Source organism: Streptomyces sp. NBC_01089, from assembly GCF_045162975.1.
GTDB lineage: Bacteria > Actinomycetota > Actinomycetes > Streptomycetales > Streptomycetaceae > Streptomyces.
Window position 1 is genome coordinate 1,454,450 of record NZ_CP108660.1, and the last position, 18,200, is coordinate 1,472,649.

An 18,200-nucleotide genomic window follows, 5' to 3' on the forward strand; every position below is an offset into this window, starting at 1 on the left:
CGTCGACGCGCGCCCGGCGGCCTTCGAAGAGCCCTCCCGCTCCTCTTCGAAGGCCGCCGGCCGTCCCTCCGCAGTTCTCCGGATCAGGCCGGATCAGGGACCGCGCCCTGTCCGCGCGCCCCCGACCAGGCCGCCCACAGCGCCGCGTATCCCCCGCCGGCCGCGACGAGTTCGCCGTGGGTGCCGTGTTCCACGATGCGGCCGTCCGCCAGCACCAGTACGCGGTCGGCGCGTACCGCCTGAGTGAGCCGGTGGGCCACCACCAGTGCGGTGCGCCCCTCGAGTGCCCGCTCGGCCGCCGCCTCCAGGACCCGCGAACCCGCGCTGCCCGCCTCGGCGGTGGCTTCGTCCAGGACAGCGATCGGCGGGTCCGCGAGCACCAGCCGGGCCAGGGCGAGCTGCTGCGCCTGTACGGGGGTGAGGCGCAGGCCGCCCTGGCCGATCCGGGTGGCGAGACCCTGCGGCAGTGCCTGCGCCCAGTCCCGCGCGTCCACCGTCTCCAGGGCGGTGAGCAGTTCGGACTCGTCGGCATCGGGCCGGGCGAGCCGGAGGTCGTCGGCGAGTGAGCCGGCGAAGACATGCGTCTCCTGGTTCACCAGGGCCACCGTGCGCCGCAGCAGTGGGGCGGACATCGCGTCCAGCGGCACCCCGCCCAGCAGTACGCGGCCCTCGGTGGGCCGGTGGACCCCGGCCGCCAGCCTGGCCAGGGTGCTCTTTCCGGCGCCGGTCGTGCCGACCACCGCGACGCGCTCCCCTGCGGCGAGCCGGACATCGGCCCCGTGGAGCACCCGGTGGCCGGAGACATAGGAGTGGCCCACCCCGCGCAGTTCGACGGTGGCGCCCGTGGTCCGCGTGGTGTCCGCCTCGCCGGTGAGGGGCTCCGTCAGCTGGGCGAGCCCCAGGACGCGGGTGGCGGCGGCTCCGGCGGACTGCACCTCGTCGAAGGACGACAGCAGCCCGTTGACGGGGTCGAAGAGCCGGTGGAAGTAGAGAGCGGCGGCGCTGGCCGTACCGATGCCGACGTGATCCGTACGGACCAGGACATAGCCGACGACGAGCAGGGCGCTCAGTCCGGTCCACTCGGCGACGTTGAGCCGGCCGAAGAAGCGGGTGCCGATCCGGGTGGAGCGCAGCGCGAGATCCCGGGTGACGCGGGAGCTGTGGGCGGCCGCGGCCAGCCGGCCCGGCACCAGCCGGAAGGCGCGTACGGTATGGGCGCCGTCGACCGATTCCAGAACGGTCTGGGCCAACTCCCCCTGCGCGATCCGCTCGGCGCGCCGCACCGGGCGTGAGGTGCGCATCAGCCAGCGCACCGCCCACACTTGCAGGGGCACCGCGAGCAGCGCGGCCAGCGCGAAACGCCAGTCGAGCAGCAGCAGGGCGACCATGGTCAGCCCGATCTCCAGTACGGCGCCCACCAGTTGGGGCACCAGACTGCGTACGGCCTCCGCCAGCAGAGCCGTGTCGCTGCTGACCCGTGAGACCAGGTCGCCCATGCTGGAGCGCTCCAGGCGCTCCAGGGGTACGGCGAGTGCTCTGCCGAGGGCGCTCTCCCGGATATCGGCGAGCATCTCCTCCCCGCAGCGCGCCACCAGGGCGTCGCCCCAGCCGCTGAAGACGGCCTGGACCAGGCAGGCCGCGGCCACGATGATCACAGGTGCGGTGACCGCTGATGTGGTGTGCCCGCCCGATGCCACCAGGTCGACGACCCGGCCGAGTGCCCGGGGGATCACCAGTCCGCCGACGACCCCGATGACGATCAGCGCCAGGGCTGCGACCGGGCGGGCCGGTCTTGCGCGTATCCGGGTCAGCAGGTCGGCGCGTACGTCGGCAGCGGTGGCGGTGGGCAGCAGCTCACGCCGGTGTGTTCCGCTGTCGCCGACGCGATCGGTCGTGGGCGCGGTCATGCCATCACCGCCGCGTGGTAGGAGGGCTGTTCGGAGGTCAGTTCATGGTGGGTGCCGGTCGCTCCCACGGCACCCTCGGTCAGCAGGACCACCCGCTCGCAGCTCTGGAGCAGGATCGGACTGGTGGTCACGAGGACCGTGCTGCCCCCGGTCCGCAGGGCTTGCAGCCCGGCCGCGATCTTCGCCTCGGTCGCGGCGTCGACCGCGGTGGTCGGTTCGTGCAGGACGAGTACGGGCGGATCGGCGGCCAGCGCGCGGGCGAGAGCGACGCGTTGGCGCTGGCCGCCGGAGAGCGACCGGCCGCGTTCGCCGATCCGGCTCTCCGCTCCCCGGGGGAGGGACCGGACGACTTCGTCGGCGTCCGCCGCGGTCATGGCGGCGGCCACCCGCCCGGGCTGCGCGGCGACCGCGACGTTCTCGGCCACGGTGGCGTCGAAGAGGTCCGCGTCGTGGTCGGCGACCAGCAGCAGCCGCCGGGCGGCGTCGAGTTCGAGACCGGCCAGCGGGACCCCGCCCAGGGTGACGTCGCCGTCCTCCGGGACCGTACGCAGCGCGAGCACGTCGAGCAGGGCGGCCGCGACGGCCGGGTCCGGCGCGACGATCCCGACGGTGGTGCCGGGCTCGATCCGCAGATCGAGCTTCCGCAGCGGGCCGTTGCGTACTCCGGTGAGCTCAAGCGCCCCGGCCGGGAGCGGATCACCGGGCAGGCTGCCGCCGGTCACCGCGTACGGCTCGGCCAGCAGCGCCGCCATCCGGCCCGCCGAGCCGCGCGCCCGCGCCCGCAGGCTCATCGCGCCGCCGAACCGGCTGCTCGGTCCGATCAGGAACTGGGCGAGCCCCACGGAGGCGACGAACTCCCCGATGGAGATGGTGCCTTCGACCGCGAGCCGGGCACCGACCCACGTCACCAGAGCGAGGAAGAGCCCGTTGAGCAGCAGCGTCACGGAGTCGTACCCGGCGTCCCAGCGCGCGGCCCGCACGGTGGCTGCGAGCGCGCTGCGGCTGGCCGTGCGGTAGCGCCGCTGTGCGGCGGGCTCCACACCGAGCCCCTTGATGATGCGCAGTCCGCGTATCAGGTCGGCGGCCGTCCCGGTGGCCCTGGCCACCTGCGCCTGCTCGGCGCTGCCCCGCGCGCTGAGCGGTTTGGCGAGCAGCCGGGTGGCGGCGAGCAGGGGCACGAGTCCGATCAGCACCAGGAGGCCGAGCGGCACGGAGGTGAGCAGCAGGGCGACGGCGCCGAAGGCGAGAGCCGCGACCGCTCCCGAGCCGATGACCCAGGCGCGGTTGCCCAGACCGATGCGCAGGCTGTCCGACGTGGCGGTGCTCAGCAGTGAGCCCGAGTTGCGCGCGCCGTCGGCGAAGCCCCTCGGGTCGAGGATGCGGGCGACCGCGACCACCCGCAGGTCGTGGGCGGCGCCCTGGCTGCCCTGCCGGTTCCAGCGTCCGCCGAGCCGCATGGCGGTGGTCAGTACGGCGAACAGGACGGCGAGCAGCCCGATCCAGAGGGTCAGATCGCCCGGCCCGCCGCGGCGCACGGCGTGGTCGACGACAGCGCCGATGAGGACCGGGACGGCCGCTTCGCACATCTGGTGGACGGCGGTGAAGGCCGCGGCGCCGACGATCCAGCGGCGCCTGCGGAGGAACGCCCAGCGCAGTACGCCCTGTTCGGTGGGTTCGGGTCCCGGCACGGGTACGGGTTCGTCCCCGGCGTCCGGGTCATCCCGCGTCGCCGCGGTGGTCACCCTCTCCAGTTCAGCCTCGGCTGTGCGGGCCACCATAGGTCTCCCCAAGCTTGTTCATCGTCGTACCGGTGTCGTCGTACGGGTGTTGTACGGGTGTTGTCGTGCTGCGGGGTCGCGGTCCCGTACCGCGCGGTGTTCAGCGGCCCCGTCGGTACTGGCGGGCCAGCAGAAAGATCAGATAGAGACCGCCCACCGCGCCGGTGGCCACGCCCACCGGAAGCTCCGTCGGGAGCGCCCGCTGCGCGGCCAGATCGCTGACCGGCATGATCAGGGCCCCCATGGCAGCGGCGGGTCCGATGCCGACACCGGGCGCCCGGGTCAGCCGCCGGGCCAGCTGCGGCGCGGCCAGCGCGACGAAGGTGACCGGCCCGGCCGACGCGGTCGCCACCGCCACCAGGGCCACGGCGGTGACCACCAGTGTCAGCCGGGTGCGTTCCACCGAGAGGCCGAGTGCGTGGGCGCTGTCGTCGCCCATTTCGAGCAGGTTGCCGCCGCGGTTGAGCAGCAGGAGGAGCGGCAGCAGCACGGCCATGGCCGCCGCGAGCGGCACCACCTGGCTCCAGCTGCGGCTGTTGAGGCTGCCGGTGAGCCACACCTGGGCGGTCAGGGCGTCGTTGAGCGACGCCCTGGTCAGCATCCACTGGTTGAAGGCGGTCAGCATGCCGGTCACCCCGATGCCGACCAGGATCAGCCGGAACCCCTGCACCGAACGGTGCCGGAAAGCCAGCAGATAGACGGCGGTGGCGGTCAGCAGACCACCGGCCACCGCGCTCGCGGACACGGCCGCGGGCGAACCGTGCACGACCACGAGGCACACGACGGCGCCGGTGGCCGATCCCGTACCGAAGCCGATGACGTCCGGACTGCCCAGCGGGTTACGGGTGATGCTCTGGAAGACCGCACCGGCGGCGCCGAGCGCACCGCCCACCAGGATCCCGGTCAGCAGCCGCGGCAGACGCAGCCCGTCGACGACGAACCGGGTGGCGTGGTCCCCGCTGCCGAGCAGGGCGCGCACCACGTCGGCGACCGGGATCCGGTAGTCCCCGGTGGCCAGGGTGTAGAGACCGACGGCGACCACCGACGCCAGGAGCGCCGCGCACACCGCCACGCTGCGGACCCGTACGCGTACCGCCAGCAGGCCGCCGACGCGTACGACCCGGAAGTGCGCGGCCGGGCGGGGGGTCCGGGCGCCGGTGTCCCGGCGCGAAAGGACGGACGTCACAGCTGGGCGATCCTTCCGCTGCGTGCCAGGGCGATGAAGACGGGAGCGCCCAGGAAGGCGGTGACGATGCCCACTTCGAGCTCGCCGGGCCGGGTCACCACCCGGCCGACGACATCGGAGCCGATCAGCAGGATCGGGGCCACGAGCATCGAACAGGGCAGTACGAAGCGCTGGTCGGGCCCGGTGAGGAAGCGCGCCAGATGCGGTACGGCGAGTCCGATGAAGCCGATCGGGCCGACGGCGGCGGTGGCAGCGCCGCAGAGCAGCGTCACCGCGAGGGCGCCGAGGACGCGGGTGCGGCCCACATGGGCTCCGAGCGCGCGGCCGGTGTCCTCGCCGAGCGCGACGGCGTTGAGCGACCGGCCCAGGCCGAGCGCCAGGAGCACCCCCACGGCGATGAACGGAAGCACCTGCCACATCACCGTGCTGCCGCGCCCGACGACCGAGCCCACGTTCCAGTAGCGAAATTGGTCGAAAGCGGCGGGTTTGAGCAGCAGGACGGCGGTGGTGAACGCCGTCAGCGCGGCCGTCACCGCGGTGCCGGCCAGCGCGAGCCGCACGGGCGTGGCACCGGACCGCCCGGCCGAACCGAGGAGGTAGACGACCACGGAGACCGCGGCGGCGCCGCCGAACGCGAACCAGATGTAGGCCCACGTACTCTGCAGCCCGGCGAAGCCGATACCGACGGCGACGGCCGCCGAAGCACCGGAGTTGACACCCAGAAGACCGGGGTCGGCCAGCGGGTTGCGGGTCAGCGCCTGCATCAGCGCACCGGCCAGGCCGAGCGCCACGCCGACCACAAGACCCAGTTCGGTTCTCGGCAGCCGCTGCTGGCGGACCACGAGCTGGTCGTCGCTGCCGTCGAAGTGGAACAAGGCGTCGAACACGGTGTGCCAGGCGATGGATTTGGCACCGACCACCAAGCTGAGTGCCACGACGAGAGCCAGCAGGGCGAGGCCGATGAGCAGCCCCGTAGCCCGGCCCACGGTGGAATATCGCCGGCTGTCGCGTCGGGCCTTGGTCCGGGGCGGTACCGGAGATATCTGGGGTGCAGCGGACGAGGACACGAAGGTGAGGTTAGCCTAACCTTCTCTCCACCAGCAATGCACGGTGCCGTCTCGCGCCGTCATGCCGCCGCGCCCGCGTGCAACCGGCGGCCCCGAGAAGGGATTTCGACCATGAACAGCCCCATACGCCCGTCGCGGTCACGCCGCGCCCTGCTGGGCGCCTGCTGTCTGCTGACCGCCGCCGCGACCCTGACCGCGTGCGGGGGCTCGTCCGACAGTGACGCGGGCCGGGCGGACGCCAAGGCCGCCAAGGCCGACGCGGGCTCCTTCCCCGTCACGATCAAGAGCAAGTTCGGCACGGCCAAGATCCCCAAGGCCCCCGAGCGGGTCGTCGCCCTGGGCTGGAGCGACCAGGACGCGCTGCTCGCGCTCGGCGTGAAGCCCGTGGCGATCGTCAAGACCGAGGACAGCTTCAAGAACGGCGTCGGCCCCTGGGCCGAGAAGGCGCTGGGTGACTCCCGGCCGGAGGTGCTCAACACCACGGACGGCTACTCCGTCGAGAAGATCGCCGCACTCCACCCGGACCTCATCGTCGGCGTCCAGTCCGGGCTGACCAGCGCGGACTACGCCAAGCTCTCCCAGATCGCACCCACCGTCGGCTACTTGAAGGGCCGACAGGCGTACGGCACCCCCTGGGAGGAGCAGACCGACCTGATCGGCAAGGCCGTCGGGCGCGAGAAGGAGGCAGAGGCGGCCGTCGCGAACGTGAAGGCCGGACTGCGCAAGGACGCGAAGACCTACCCGCAGCTGCACGGCAAGAGCTTCCTGTACGCATTCCCCCAGCCCGCCAACGGCCGGGTGGTGCTGTACAAGGACGAGAGGACCAAGGTGCTCCAGCAGGCCGGCCTCACGCTGGATCCTGTGGTCGAGAAGGGCGCGAAGATGAACAGTTTCGCCAACTCGCTGAGCACGGAGCACCTCGACGAGCTGACGTCCGACGCCTTGATCATCTGGTACAACACGCCCAAGGACCGGACCCAGCTGGAGTCGAGCGCCGCGTTCAAGAAGCTGCCCGCGGTCCGCAACCACGCCTATGTCCCGCTCGACCGGACCATGTCCCAGGCCACCAGCGCCCCCAGCGTGCTGAGCATCCCGTGGTCGATGCGGAAGCTGCTGCCGCCGCTGGCCAAGTCCCTGGGCTGACGCCCGGCGCCACCACGGCGCACCGAAGAGCCGCATGCCCGCCAAGGCGGGCCGGACATGCGGCTCTTCGGCATGTCCGCGGCCGGGACGGGACCACGGCCGACGCGGCGCCCCCACGGCGACAGGCCACTTGACGAGAGCCACAACTAAGGCAAGGCTTACCTAAGCAAGTCGCCGACTGCCGGGCCCCGTGGCATGCCGCAGCACCGTCGTGCCCGCAGGCCGCCTCCCCGTGCGCCTGTCCCCGTGCCCCAGTTCCGTCCCCTGCTCCCGTCCGCCTGTTCCCGTCCGCTTGGAGGACCGTCATGACACTTGCCCCTTCGGAGATACTCAGCAGTCTGGATCCCGAGGACTCCAACAGCATCGTCAAGGCGTTCGCCGCCAACACCGCCTTCCGCGCCGCCGAGTGGGAGGAACTCACCACCGAGGACAACCCCTACCGGCGGCCCGTCAGGCCGGACGACCTGGCCTGGCTCGACTACAGCAAGCCGATGCCGGCCGCCAAGGCACTCAAGCTCAGCGCGCTCCTCGGCCACCGGATGCTGCGCAACGTCTACGACAGCGGACTGCTCTACCTGCCGCCGACAGCCGGCAAGGCGCCCGAGACCGACGGCGCCGCGTTCTACAGCGACCGCAACCGGATGCTCGGCGCCCTTGCCGCTCCCGTACTCGAACAGCATCTGTTCACCCTGCTCGACGGTGAGCGCAAGCCCCTCGGCAGCAGTGACCCCATCCACCTCAGGCGCGAGGTGCGCGAGTACTACCAGCAGCGGATCGCGGAGCCCGGCAGAGCGTTCACCACGGCTCTGGCCACCAAGGACCGCAAGGCGTCCGCCACCTTCGTGATGCTGCAGCTCAGCGCCTTCCTGCCGGCCGCCCGCACCGCAGTCGGCCGCGCCGCGCTCGGTGAGTACGACGCGACACACCCGGGTGCCCGCACCTTCCTCCTCGACGACTACCGTTCCTGGGCCGGGCTGCACGACACGTACCGCAGCCTGCTCGCCGGCGCCGCCCTCAAGCCCACCGCGGCCGCCTACTGGCAGCTCTACCTCGGCACTTCGCTGGCGCGCGGCAACCATCTGCACCAGCTGTCGCACAACCGCGAGAAGTACCCCGAGTTCCTCGGCGCCCTGCTGCACCACAAGATCGAGGAAGCAGCCGACGGGCCGCGCTTCGCAGAGGTCTTCGAGGACGGACTCGGTCTGCGCAGCACCCTGTTCGACGCTCTGGGCGCCGTCCGCGAGACCGACCTCGACGCGCTGGTCGACCGGCTGCTGCTGCCGCTGGTCAGCGTCTACGGAGACCAGGCCGTGGACCGCTTCCACCAGGGGTTCGCCGACGCCCGCTGGTTCTCCCGGCTCTGGGACGAGGACCTCGCGGAGCAGCTGGCCTGGGCCGACAGCATCGAACTGCACCAGGAGAAGGCCGAGCGGATCAACAAGCACATCGAGGACAACAACATCGTGGTGGACCTCGACACCTTCGTGGAGAGCAACGAGGAGACCTCCACCACCCATGTGCACAACGAGCACCGGCTCGTGATGGTCGAGCGCGGCCAGATGCACTTCTGGAACAACACGACGCACAAACTGGAGTTCAACGAGGGGGACAAGGTCCTCATCCCGGTGTCCCGGCTGCACGGCTCGACCGTGCTCTCCGGCGAGTGCACCTACCACCAGCCGATCATCCCGGAAGAGATGTACCAGCAGTTCTGACCTTCGCCCACCGGCCGGGCGCCACCGAGCACGGCGCCCGGCCGGTGCGGCGCGCGGCAACGCCGCCCCGCGCGCCGCCCGTTCGACTCAGCGCGGTCGCCGGACCGAGCACGTCACGGCCCCTTCCGGGATGGAGTTCCAGCAGTGCCCACCCCTTCTGACAGCAACGGCATGCCCGCCGGGCCGACGGCCGAAGCGGAGATCGCCGCCTGCACCATCGGGAGTACGCCCCAGTGGGGCCCTTCCGTGGCGCGGGATCTGATAACGACCCTGCTCAGCGCCGGGAATCCGTTCCCCTGCACCTTCGCGGTGGCCGCCGCGAAGAAACGCGCCCTGCGGTTCGGCTTCGTGGAGAGTGCGCACGACGACGGGACATGGGGACCACTCGTCGACATCCTCAGCAGCTATCTGGAGTGCTACCAGGAGCTCGGCAAGGACACCTCCCTGGTGGTGTTCTTCCGCCCCGACGAACACGCCCTGAGCCTGGACGAGTACTTCCAGCGGTTCTGGTCGGTGCTGCAGTTCCTGCACGAGAAGGACCCGGAACCGTGGCCCGGGGCGGTGCCGACCGATCCGCAGGAGCTGATGTGGGAGTTCAGCTTCGGCGGCACCGAGATCTTCGTGGTCTGCAACACCCCGGGACATGTCACCCGGCACAGCCGCAACAGCCAGGGATTCATGATCACATTCCAGCCGCGCTGGGTCTTCGAGGGCCTGGAGGCCGACTCCCCGCGCGGCGCCAAGGCACGCAAGGTGATCCGCAACCGGATCCGGCGCTTCGACGGCATGGAGCCCGCCCCCGAACTGGGCAACTACGGCGAAGAGGGCAATTTGGAGTGGCGCCAGTACTTCCTGCCGGACACACCTGAGGGGACCGTGCCCGCCTGCCCGTTCCGAGCCGGCCGGGAGCACCGTACAGAACTGGCGACCGACGAAGAGATCCCGGAGCACAAGCGATGAACACGACAGGACCCGGTAACGGCACAGCGCCCGGCGCCGACGCGGGCGGCGCCGCCGACGGCGCCGCGGACGAGTACGCCGCAGTCGTCAACGACGAGGGCCAGTACGCCCTGTGGCGGGCCTGGCGTCCGCTGCCCGGCGGCTGGCACCCGACGGGGATGCGGGGCGACCGCGAGCGGTGCCTGGCGTACATCGAGCGCAAGTGGACCGACATGCGCCCCCGCAGCCTGCGCGACGAGCCGCAACAGCCCGCCGGCTGAACCGGCGGCAGAAACCGGTCCGCCCCTCATCCGGGCCCCTCCGCCCCAGCGACTCTCCGACCCTCCGACCCTCCGACCACAGAACGGATACCGCCCGCCATGACCGACTTTGCCGACGGACAGCCGCTGACGGGCTCCCAGTCGGGCATCTGGTACGCCCAGCAGCGCGACCCGATGAGCCCGGCGTACAACTGCGCCGAATACATCGAGATGACCGGCCCGCTGGACGTGCAGCGCTTCGAAGAGGCGCTGCGGCGGACGGTCACCGGGATCCCGGCGCTGTGGGTCCGCTACGCCGAGCGGGGCACGGGTGCGGAACCGGTCGCCGTGCAGCGCGAACCCGACCGGGCGGACACCGGTGTGCCGCTGCTCAGGATCGACGCCGCGGCCCGGCAGGACCCGCGCGCGCACGCCCTGGAGTGGATGCGCGCGGATCTGCGGCGGCCGGTGGACCTCGCGGCCGGCCCCCTGGTGCGCAACGCGCTGATCCGTATCGGCCCCGAGCACCACATCTGGTACTTCATGTGCCATCACATCGCCCTGGACGGCTACGGGTTCGCCCTGGCCGAAAGCCGGGTGGCCGAGCTGTACACCGCGGCGGGGAAGGGCGATGACAGCCCCTCCGCACCGTTCGCCGGGCTGGGCGAACTGCTCTCCGAAGAGGCCGGCTACCGGGCGTCGGAGCGCTTCGGACGCGACCGTGACCACTGGAAGGACCTGCTGAGGGGCGCCGCCGAGCCCGCCGGTCTCGCCTCCGGCACGGCTCCGCCCTCCGCGGGATTCCTGCGGGCGCGGTGCCCGCAGCCGGAGGCCGCGCGCCGCACCGTGCAGCGGGCGGTCGAGGAACTGCGCACCACCCGGCCGGAGTTCCAGCTCGCCGCCGTCGCCGCCTATCTGCACCGGGTCACCGGCCGGTCCGACATCGTACTGGGACTGCCCTTCGCCGGCCGCCTCGGATCGGTCGCGGCCCGCATCCCGACGGCCACGGTCAACGTCCTGCCGCTGGTCCTCGACCTCAGCCCGGGGATGACCCCGGCCGAGCTGACCGGTCAGGTGCACGAGCGGCTCCGCGCGCTCCGCAGGCACGCCAGGTACCGCGGCGAGGACATCCGCCGCGATCTGCGGCTCCCCGCCACCGGACGCCGCCTGACCGGCCCCCTGGTGAACGTCGGGATGACCGCCCCCGATCTGCGCTTCGACGGCCGCCCGGCGCAGGTGCACTTCCTCTCCGCCGGTCCGGTCGACGACCTGACCCTCACCTTCCGCGAAGACCCGCGGGAGGAGAGCGCGGATCTCACCCTCGACGGCAACCCGGCCCTCTACGACGGCGAGGAGATCGCCGCGCACCACCGCCGTCTGCTCACCTTCCTGGAGTCCTTCGCGGCCGCCCCGCACTCCCCCATCGGCCTCCTGGACACCGTGGCCGGACAGGAGCGGCACGAGCTCCCCGAACTCGCCCCGGCCACAGCGGATTACCCGCCGGACGAGCCGGGCACCACCCTCACCGAGCTGGTGGGCCGGCAGGCCCGTACCAGCCCCGACGCCATCGCCGTGGTCCACGGTGCCACCCGGCTCACCTACCGGGAGCTCGACGAGGACGCCAACCGGCTCGCGCACGAACTCGCCGGGAGAGGCATCGGCAGGGGCGACCTGGTCGCCCTCGCCCTGCCCCGGTCGGCGCGGCTGGTGACCGCGGTCCTGGCCGTGCTCAAAGCGGGTGCCGGCTATCTGCCCCTGGACCCGCACCAGCCCGACGCGCGCACCGCCGCCGTACTGCGCTCGGCCCGCCCCGCGCTGCTGGTCACCGGGACGGCAGACGGAGAAGTGGACAATGCAGGGGGCGGTGAAGCGGACAGTGAAGTGGCCGCCGGCCGGCTGGTGCTGGACGCCCCCGCCGTACTCGAAGCCCTCGCGGCGCACCCCCGCACGGCGCCGGACGTCGCCGGGGCGAGCGAGCACGACTGCGCGTACGTCATCCACACCTCGGGATCCACCGGCGAGCCCAAGGGCGTGGTGATCCCGCACCGCAACGTCGTACGGCTGCTCACGTCCACCGACCGGTGGTTCGGCTTCGGGCCCGACGACACCTGGACGCTGTTCCACAGCTACGCCTTCGACTTCTCCGTCTGGGAACTGTTCGGCGCGCTGGCCACCGGGGGCAGGCTGGTCGTCGTACCGCACACCGTCAGCCGGGCGCCGGCCGAGTTCCTGCGGCTGCTCGTGGACGAGCGCGTCACCGTGCTCAACCAGACGCCCACCGCCTTCGAGCAGCTGTCCGCCGCCGACCGCCAGGATCCGCTGACCGGAAACGAACTGACGCTACGTCATGTGATTCTGGGCGGCGAGCCGCTGCGGCCGGCCGTGCTGGGCGACTGGTTCCTGCGGCACCCCGAAGGAGCGCCGCGGGTCGTCAACATGTACGGGATCACCGAGACCACCGTGCACGTCACCCACCGGGAGCTCGGGCCTGCCGACGCGGCACCGGACGCCACCGGACTCATCGGCGTCCCGCTGCCGGACCTGCGCGTGCGGCTGCTCGACTCCGCGCTCTGCCCGGTACCGCCGGGCGCGGTCGGCGAACTGTACGTCGCGGGCCCGGGGCTGGCCGACGGGTACCTCGGGCGGCCCGGACTGACCGCCGAACGGTTCCTGCCCGACCCCTACGGGCCGCCCGGTTCGCGGATGTACCGCAGCGGCGACCTGGCACGCCGTGACGGGCAGGGGCTCCTCGACCACCGGGGCAGGGCCGACGACCAGGTGAAGCTCCGCGGCTTCCGGATCGAGCCCGGGGAGATCGAGGCGGCTCTCCTCACCCACCCCGGTATCGCCCAGGTGACCGTGGTCGCCCGGGAGGACACCGGCGTGGGCCGCCGGCTGGTCGCCTACGCCGTGCCGCACGCCGACGCGGCGGTGGACCCCGCCGCGCTGCGCGGCCACGCCGCCGGCCTGCTGCCCGAGCACATGGTGCCCGGCGCCGTCGTGGTGCTCGACGCCCTGCCACTGACCGCCAACGGGAAACTGGACCGCGCCGCGCTGCCCGCCCCCGGTTCCCTCGCCGCCGGCCGGGCGGGCCGCCCGCCCGCCGATGTCCGCGAGCAGCTGCTGTGCGGGCTCTTCGCCGACCTGCTCGACGCCGAACAGGTGGGCCCCGACGACGACTTCTTCGCGCTGGGCGGACATTCGCTGCTGGCGACCCGGCTGGTGGGCCGGGTCCGCGACGCGCTGGACGCCGGCATCGGTGTCCGCGATCTGTTCGAGGCGCCCACTCCGGCCCGGCTGGCCGCCCGGCTGGACACCTCGGCCCCGGCCCGCCCCCGGCTGGTCCCGGCGGTCAGGCCCGCGCGCGTCCCGCTCTCGTACGCCCAGCGCCGGCTGTGGTTCCTGCACCGGATGGAGGGGCCGAGCCCCACGTACAACATCCCGCTGGCCATGCGGCTGACCGGGCCGCTGGACATGGCCGCGCTCCGGCTCGCCGTGACGGATCTGGTGGACCGGCACGAGAGTCTGCGGACGGTCTTCCCGCCGGACGACGGCGACCCGTGCCAGGTCGTGCTGGACGCCGGGAGTGCCACCGTCGAATGGGATGTGACGGAGACCGGAACGGACGGCCTGACGGCCGCACTCACCTCGACCGCCCGCTTCGCCTTCGACCTGACCAGCCAACTCCCGCTGCGCGCACGGCTGCTGAGGGCAGGCCCCGAGGACCACGTACTGCTGCTGTTGCTGCACCACTCGGCCGGTGACGACTGGTCCCTGGCGCCGCTGGCGGACGATCTGGCCGCGGCCTACACCGCCCGGCGGGAGGGCGGCGCCCCGCACCTCGCGCCACTGCCCGTGCAGTACGCGGACTACGCCCTGTGGCAACGGGAACTGCTCTCCGGGACGAACGATGTCGCGGCCGGGCAGCTGGCCTTCTGGGCCGGGCAGCTCGCCGGGCTCCCCGATCAGCTCGACCTTCCCACCGACCGGACCCGCCCGGCAGTCGCGGGCCACCGGGGCGGGACCGTCCCGGTGCGTATCGACGCGGAGCTGCACCGCGCCGTCCGGGCACTGGCCCAGCGCTGCGGGGCGACCGTGTTCATGACGCTCCAGGCCGGCCTGGCCGCTCTGCTCACCCGGCTCGGCGCGGGCACCGACATCCCGCTGGGCAGCCCGGTGGCCGGACGCACCGACCGGGCCCTGGAGGATCTGGTCGGGTTCTTCGCCAACACCCTTGTCCTGCGCACCGACACGTCGGGCGACCCCGGCTTCGCCGAGCTGCTGGCCCGGGTGCGCGCCGTCGACCTGGCCGCCTTCGACCATCAGGACATCCCCTTCGAGCGGCTGGTCGAGGAGCTCCGCCCGGTCCGCTCACCCGCGCGGCACCCCCTGTTCCAGGTGATGCTCTCCTACGGTGCGGGGCGCCCCGACCCGAGTCTGCCCGGGCTCACCGCCCGGCCGGTCCGCGTACACAACGGGTCCGCCAAGTTCGACCTCACTCTCTCGCTGAGCGACGCCCCCGGCGGCGACGGCATCGAAGGGTTCCTGGAGTACGCCGTCGACCTGTTCGACGAGGACACCGCCCGGGGGCTCACCGAGCGGCTGCTGCGGCTGCTGCGGCAGGCGGTGGCCGAGCCCGGCCTCCCGATCAGCAGGCTGGAGATACTCTCGGGCGCCGAACGGGACCTGATGCTCCACCAGTGGAACGACACCGCGGCCCCGGTCGACGCCCGCAGTTTCCCCGCGATGTTCGAGGAGCAGGCCCGCAGCCACCCGGAGCGCGAGGCGCTGGTCGCGGGCGGCCGCCGGCTCACCTACCGGCAGACGGACGCGCTGGCCAACCGGCTGGCGCACCGGCTGCGCGAGCTGGGTGTGGGCCCCGAGCGCACCGTCGGCATCCATCTGCCGCGGAGCGCCGAGATGGTGGTGGGCCTGCTCGCCGTGCAGAAGGCCGGTGGCGCCTTCGTACCGCTGGAACCTTCGTGGCCCGCGCAGCGGATCGCCACCATCGTCGACAACGCCCGTCCTGCGGCCGTCCTCACCACGGCCGAGGCCGCGAGCGACCTGCCCGCGACGGTGCGGACCCTCGAACTGGACCTCGACGGGGACTGGTTCACCGGCCATCCGGAGCACAGCCCCGACGTGCCGATCGATCCGGAGAACCTGGCGTACGTGATCTACACGTCGGGCTCGACGGGCACCCCCAAGGGCGCCATGATCCGGCACCGCGCCATCAGTAACCGGCTGCCCTGGCAGATCGGGCTGCTGGGCCTGACCCCGGACGACCCGGTGCTCCACAAAGCCCCGCTGACCTTCGACATCTCGGTCAACGAGATCTTTCTGCCACTGGCCGCCGGTGCGACCCTGGTGGTGGCCGACGCGGGGCGCGAGGGGGACGTGGCGCATCTCCTGGAGCTGATCGGGCGGGAGCGGATCGCCTTCGTCTATCTCGTCTCCTCGATCCTCGACATCATGCTGGGGCGCGAGGACATCGCGGAGGCGGGCGCCTCGCTCAAACACGTCTGGTGCGGTGGCGAGGTGCTCACCCCCGAGCTGTTCCGTCGCTTCCGGGACCGGCTGGGCGACGCCACGATGTACCACGGGTACGGTCCGGCCGAGACCACGATCGGGGTGACCTGCCAGGTCTACCGCGGCGACGCGGAGCAGGGGATCACCATCGGCCGGCCGAACCCCAACACCGCGGTGTACGTACTCGATCCGGCGATGAATCCGGTGCCGGTGGGGGTGCCGGGCGAGCTGTATCTGGGCGGTGTCCCGCTGGGCCGGGGCTACCTCGGCGATCCCCGCCGCACGGCGGCCGCCTTCGTCCCCGACCCCTTCTCGGGCGAGCCGGGGGCGCGGCTGTACCGCAGCGGCGACCTGGCCCGTTTCCGGGCGGACGGGAACATCGAGTTCCTGGGCCGGGTCGACAACCAGGTCAAGATCCGCGGAGTACGGGTGGAGCTGGAGGAGATCGAGTCGGTGCTCGGCCGGCACCCGAGCGTGCGCCAGGCCGTCGTCCTGGTCCGGCACGGCGGGCCCGGCGGCGACCAGCTGGCCGCCTGGTGCACCCCGGACCTGGGGCATCCGCCCGCGGACGGCGACGAGTTGCTCGACTGGCTGCGCACCGCGCTGCCCGAGTACATGGTGCCGCGGAACTGCCGGGTCGTGTCCGCCTTCCCCCTGATGACGTCGGGCAAGGTGGACCGGAAGGCGCTCGCCGCGTCCGAGGACGGGGCGGCGGACGGACGCGCCGCGACGGCCCCTTACACGGAGCCGGCCAACGACACCGAACGGCTGGTGGCGGAGGTGTGGGCGCAGGCGCTCGGTCTGCCGCGGGTCGGCGCGCACGACAACTTCTTCGACCTGGGCGGCCACTCCCTGTTGCTGGCCCGGGTCCAGACGGCGCTGCGCGCCCGCCTCGGCTGGGATGTGCCGGTCCTTGACCTGTTCACCCGCCCGACGGTGTCCGCTCTCGCCGGGTATCTGGACGACCGGGACGGCCTGGCGCCGCCGTCCGCCTCCAGCGCGGGCAGCAGGCAGGCCCTCGGTGTCCTGCTGCCGCTGCGGACCAGCGGCGATCTGCCGCCGCTGTTCTGCCTGCACCCCGCGTCCGGGCTGAGCTGGCCGTTCGCCGGGCTGCGCCAGCACATCGACATCCGGCGCCCGCTGTACGGCATCCAGAGCCGGGCGCTCACCGGCGAACTCCCGGCGGCACCCTCGCTGGCGGACATGGCGGCCGAGTACGTCCAGCACATCCGGGAGGTCCAGCCGCACGGCCCGTACCACCTGGTGGGCTGGTCGTTCGGCGGCGTCGTGGCCCACACGATGGCCACCCTGCTGCGCCGGGACGGGGAGCAGGTCGCCCTGCTCGGGATGCTCGACTCGTACCCGCGCTACCCCTGGGAGAAGCTGGCAGACGACCACGAGCAGCAGGCCCTGCGGTCACTGCTGTACATGTCGCACTACGACCTGTCGCAGCTGGACGACGAGCCGCTGGACCGGGAGCGGGTGATGGCGGTCATCGCGGAACGCGGCGGCATCCTCTCCGAGCTGGCCGCACCTTCGATCCAGGGGGTGATGGACACCTTCGTGTCATCGGCGGTCCTGCAACAGGGCGTGGAGCACCGGGTGTTCGACGGCGACCTGCTCTTCTTCACTGCCACGGTCGACCAGGTCGACACGGCGCTGACACACCGGGACTGGAAGCCGTATGTGGAGGGCGCGATCGAGAACCACAACGTCACCTGCCGCCACAAGGACATGACCCGCAACGGCCCCCTCGCGGAGATCGGGCGCCATCTCGACCGCAGACTGCGCGATCTGGCCGGCGTACGGCCGGCCGCGGAGACCCGCGTCGTCGCGTCGGCATCGGCACAGACCCCGGCCCCGGCCGGCATACGGAAGGTCATGGGCATATGAGCGCGGGCAGTGAACTCTCCGGCCGTGTCGCCGTGGTGACGGGCGCGGGCCGGGGCATCGGCGAGGCGGTCGTCCGGGCGCTCGTCGGGCAGGGCGCAAGGGTCGTGGCGGCGGACCAGGACTCCGACGGTGTCGACCGGCTCGCCGATGCGTACCCGGGCCTGGTGACCGCCCGCAGGGTCGATGTCACCGACGCGGCCGCGGTGGACGAGCTGGTGGCGCGGGCGGAGCGGACCGACGGCCGCCTGGACATCGCGGTGAGCGTGGCCGGAATCCTCCGCCCCGCGCCTGTGGTCGATCTCGGCGACGCCGACTGGGCCGCGACCTTCGCCGTCAACACCACTGGGGTCTTCCACCTTTCACGGGCCGCGGCCCGTGTGATGGGCGGCCGTGGCGCGGGCAGCATCGTCACCGTCGGCTCGAACGCGGCCGGGGTGCCCCGCAGCGGGATGGCCGCGTACGCGGCGTCCAAGGCGGCCGCGGTCATGTTCACCAAGTGCCTCGGCCTGGAACTCGCGCCCGTCGGCGTGCGCTGCAACATCGTCTCGCCCGGCTCGACCCTGACCGATATGCAGCGGCAGCTGTGGACTGACCCCGGTGCACCACAGCGGGTCATCGACGGTGACCCGCTGACCTACCGCACCGGAATCCCGCTCGGCCGGATCGCCGATCCCGCCGATATCGCCGACGCCGTCGCGTTCCTCGTCTCCGACCGGGCCCGTCACATCACGATGCACGACCTGTACGTGGACGGCGGCGCCACACTCCGTGCCTGACCGGCAC

The 18,200-nt window shown here is 72.5% G+C and carries 10 protein-coding genes; 6 read left to right on the plus strand and 4 right to left on the minus strand.

Annotated elements, in window-relative coordinates; genetic code table 11:
- Window positions 1-83: 83 nt before the first annotated feature.
- The 4 genes from OG510_RS06470 to OG510_RS06485 all read right to left on the minus strand — a co-directional run bounded on the left by OG510_RS06470 (window position 84) and on the right by OG510_RS06485 (window position 5,914).
- Window positions 84-1,907 (minus strand): ABC transporter ATP-binding protein, encoded by a 1,824-nt coding sequence (locus tag OG510_RS06470; RefSeq protein ID WP_406135803.1) that lies wholly within the window; start codon window positions 1,905-1,907, stop codon window positions 84-86.
- Window positions 1,904-3,685 (minus strand): ABC transporter transmembrane domain-containing protein, encoded by a 1,782-nt coding sequence (locus OG510_RS06475; protein WP_406135804.1) that lies wholly within the window; start codon window positions 3,683-3,685, stop codon window positions 1,904-1,906. Before OG510_RS06475 ends, OG510_RS06470 begins: the two co-directional genes overlap by 4 nt.
- A 100-nt stretch (window positions 3,686-3,785) precedes the next feature.
- Complete coding sequence (locus tag OG510_RS06480; protein ID WP_406135806.1) at window positions 3,786-4,871, minus strand: FecCD family ABC transporter permease; 1,086 nt, start codon at window positions 4,869-4,871, stop codon at window positions 3,786-3,788.
- Window positions 4,868-5,914, minus strand: a complete 1,047-nt coding sequence (locus OG510_RS06485) for a FecCD family ABC transporter permease (protein WP_406142315.1) — start codon at window positions 5,912-5,914, stop codon at window positions 4,868-4,870. Before OG510_RS06485 ends, OG510_RS06480 begins: the two co-directional genes overlap by 4 nt.
- Before the next feature lie 135 nt (window positions 5,915-6,049).
- Between OG510_RS06485 and OG510_RS06490 the strand changes: the two genes are divergently transcribed.
- From OG510_RS06490 to OG510_RS06515, 6 genes are all read left to right on the plus strand, one after another.
- Entirely contained in the window at window positions 6,050-7,081 is a 1,032-nt protein-coding gene (locus OG510_RS06490; RefSeq protein WP_406135807.1) for an iron-siderophore ABC transporter substrate-binding protein, read from the plus strand.
- 305 nt (window positions 7,082-7,386) lie between these two features.
- Window positions 7,387-8,796: a hypothetical protein gene (locus tag OG510_RS06495; RefSeq protein ID WP_406135808.1), complete on the plus strand. Its 1,410-nt coding sequence runs from the start codon at window positions 7,387-7,389 to the stop codon at window positions 8,794-8,796.
- A 144-nt stretch (window positions 8,797-8,940) separates the two neighbouring features.
- Complete coding sequence (locus tag OG510_RS06500; RefSeq protein WP_406135809.1) at window positions 8,941-9,756, plus strand: YqcI/YcgG family protein; 816 nt, start codon at window positions 8,941-8,943, stop codon at window positions 9,754-9,756.
- Complete coding sequence (locus OG510_RS06505) at window positions 9,753-10,016, plus strand: MbtH family protein (protein ID WP_406135810.1); 264 nt, start codon at window positions 9,753-9,755, stop codon at window positions 10,014-10,016. Before OG510_RS06500 ends, OG510_RS06505 begins: the two co-directional genes overlap by 4 nt.
- A 99-nt stretch (window positions 10,017-10,115) precedes the next feature.
- Complete coding sequence (locus OG510_RS06510) at window positions 10,116-17,417, plus strand: amino acid adenylation domain-containing protein (RefSeq protein WP_406135811.1); 7,302 nt, start codon at window positions 10,116-10,118, stop codon at window positions 17,415-17,417.
- Window positions 17,414-18,193, plus strand: a complete 780-nt coding sequence (locus OG510_RS06515; RefSeq protein WP_406135812.1) for a 2,3-dihydro-2,3-dihydroxybenzoate dehydrogenase — start codon at window positions 17,414-17,416, stop codon at window positions 18,191-18,193. The genes OG510_RS06510 and OG510_RS06515 overlap by 4 nt, the downstream gene beginning before the upstream one ends.
- The last annotated feature ends 7 nt before the right edge of the window (window positions 18,194-18,200 follow it).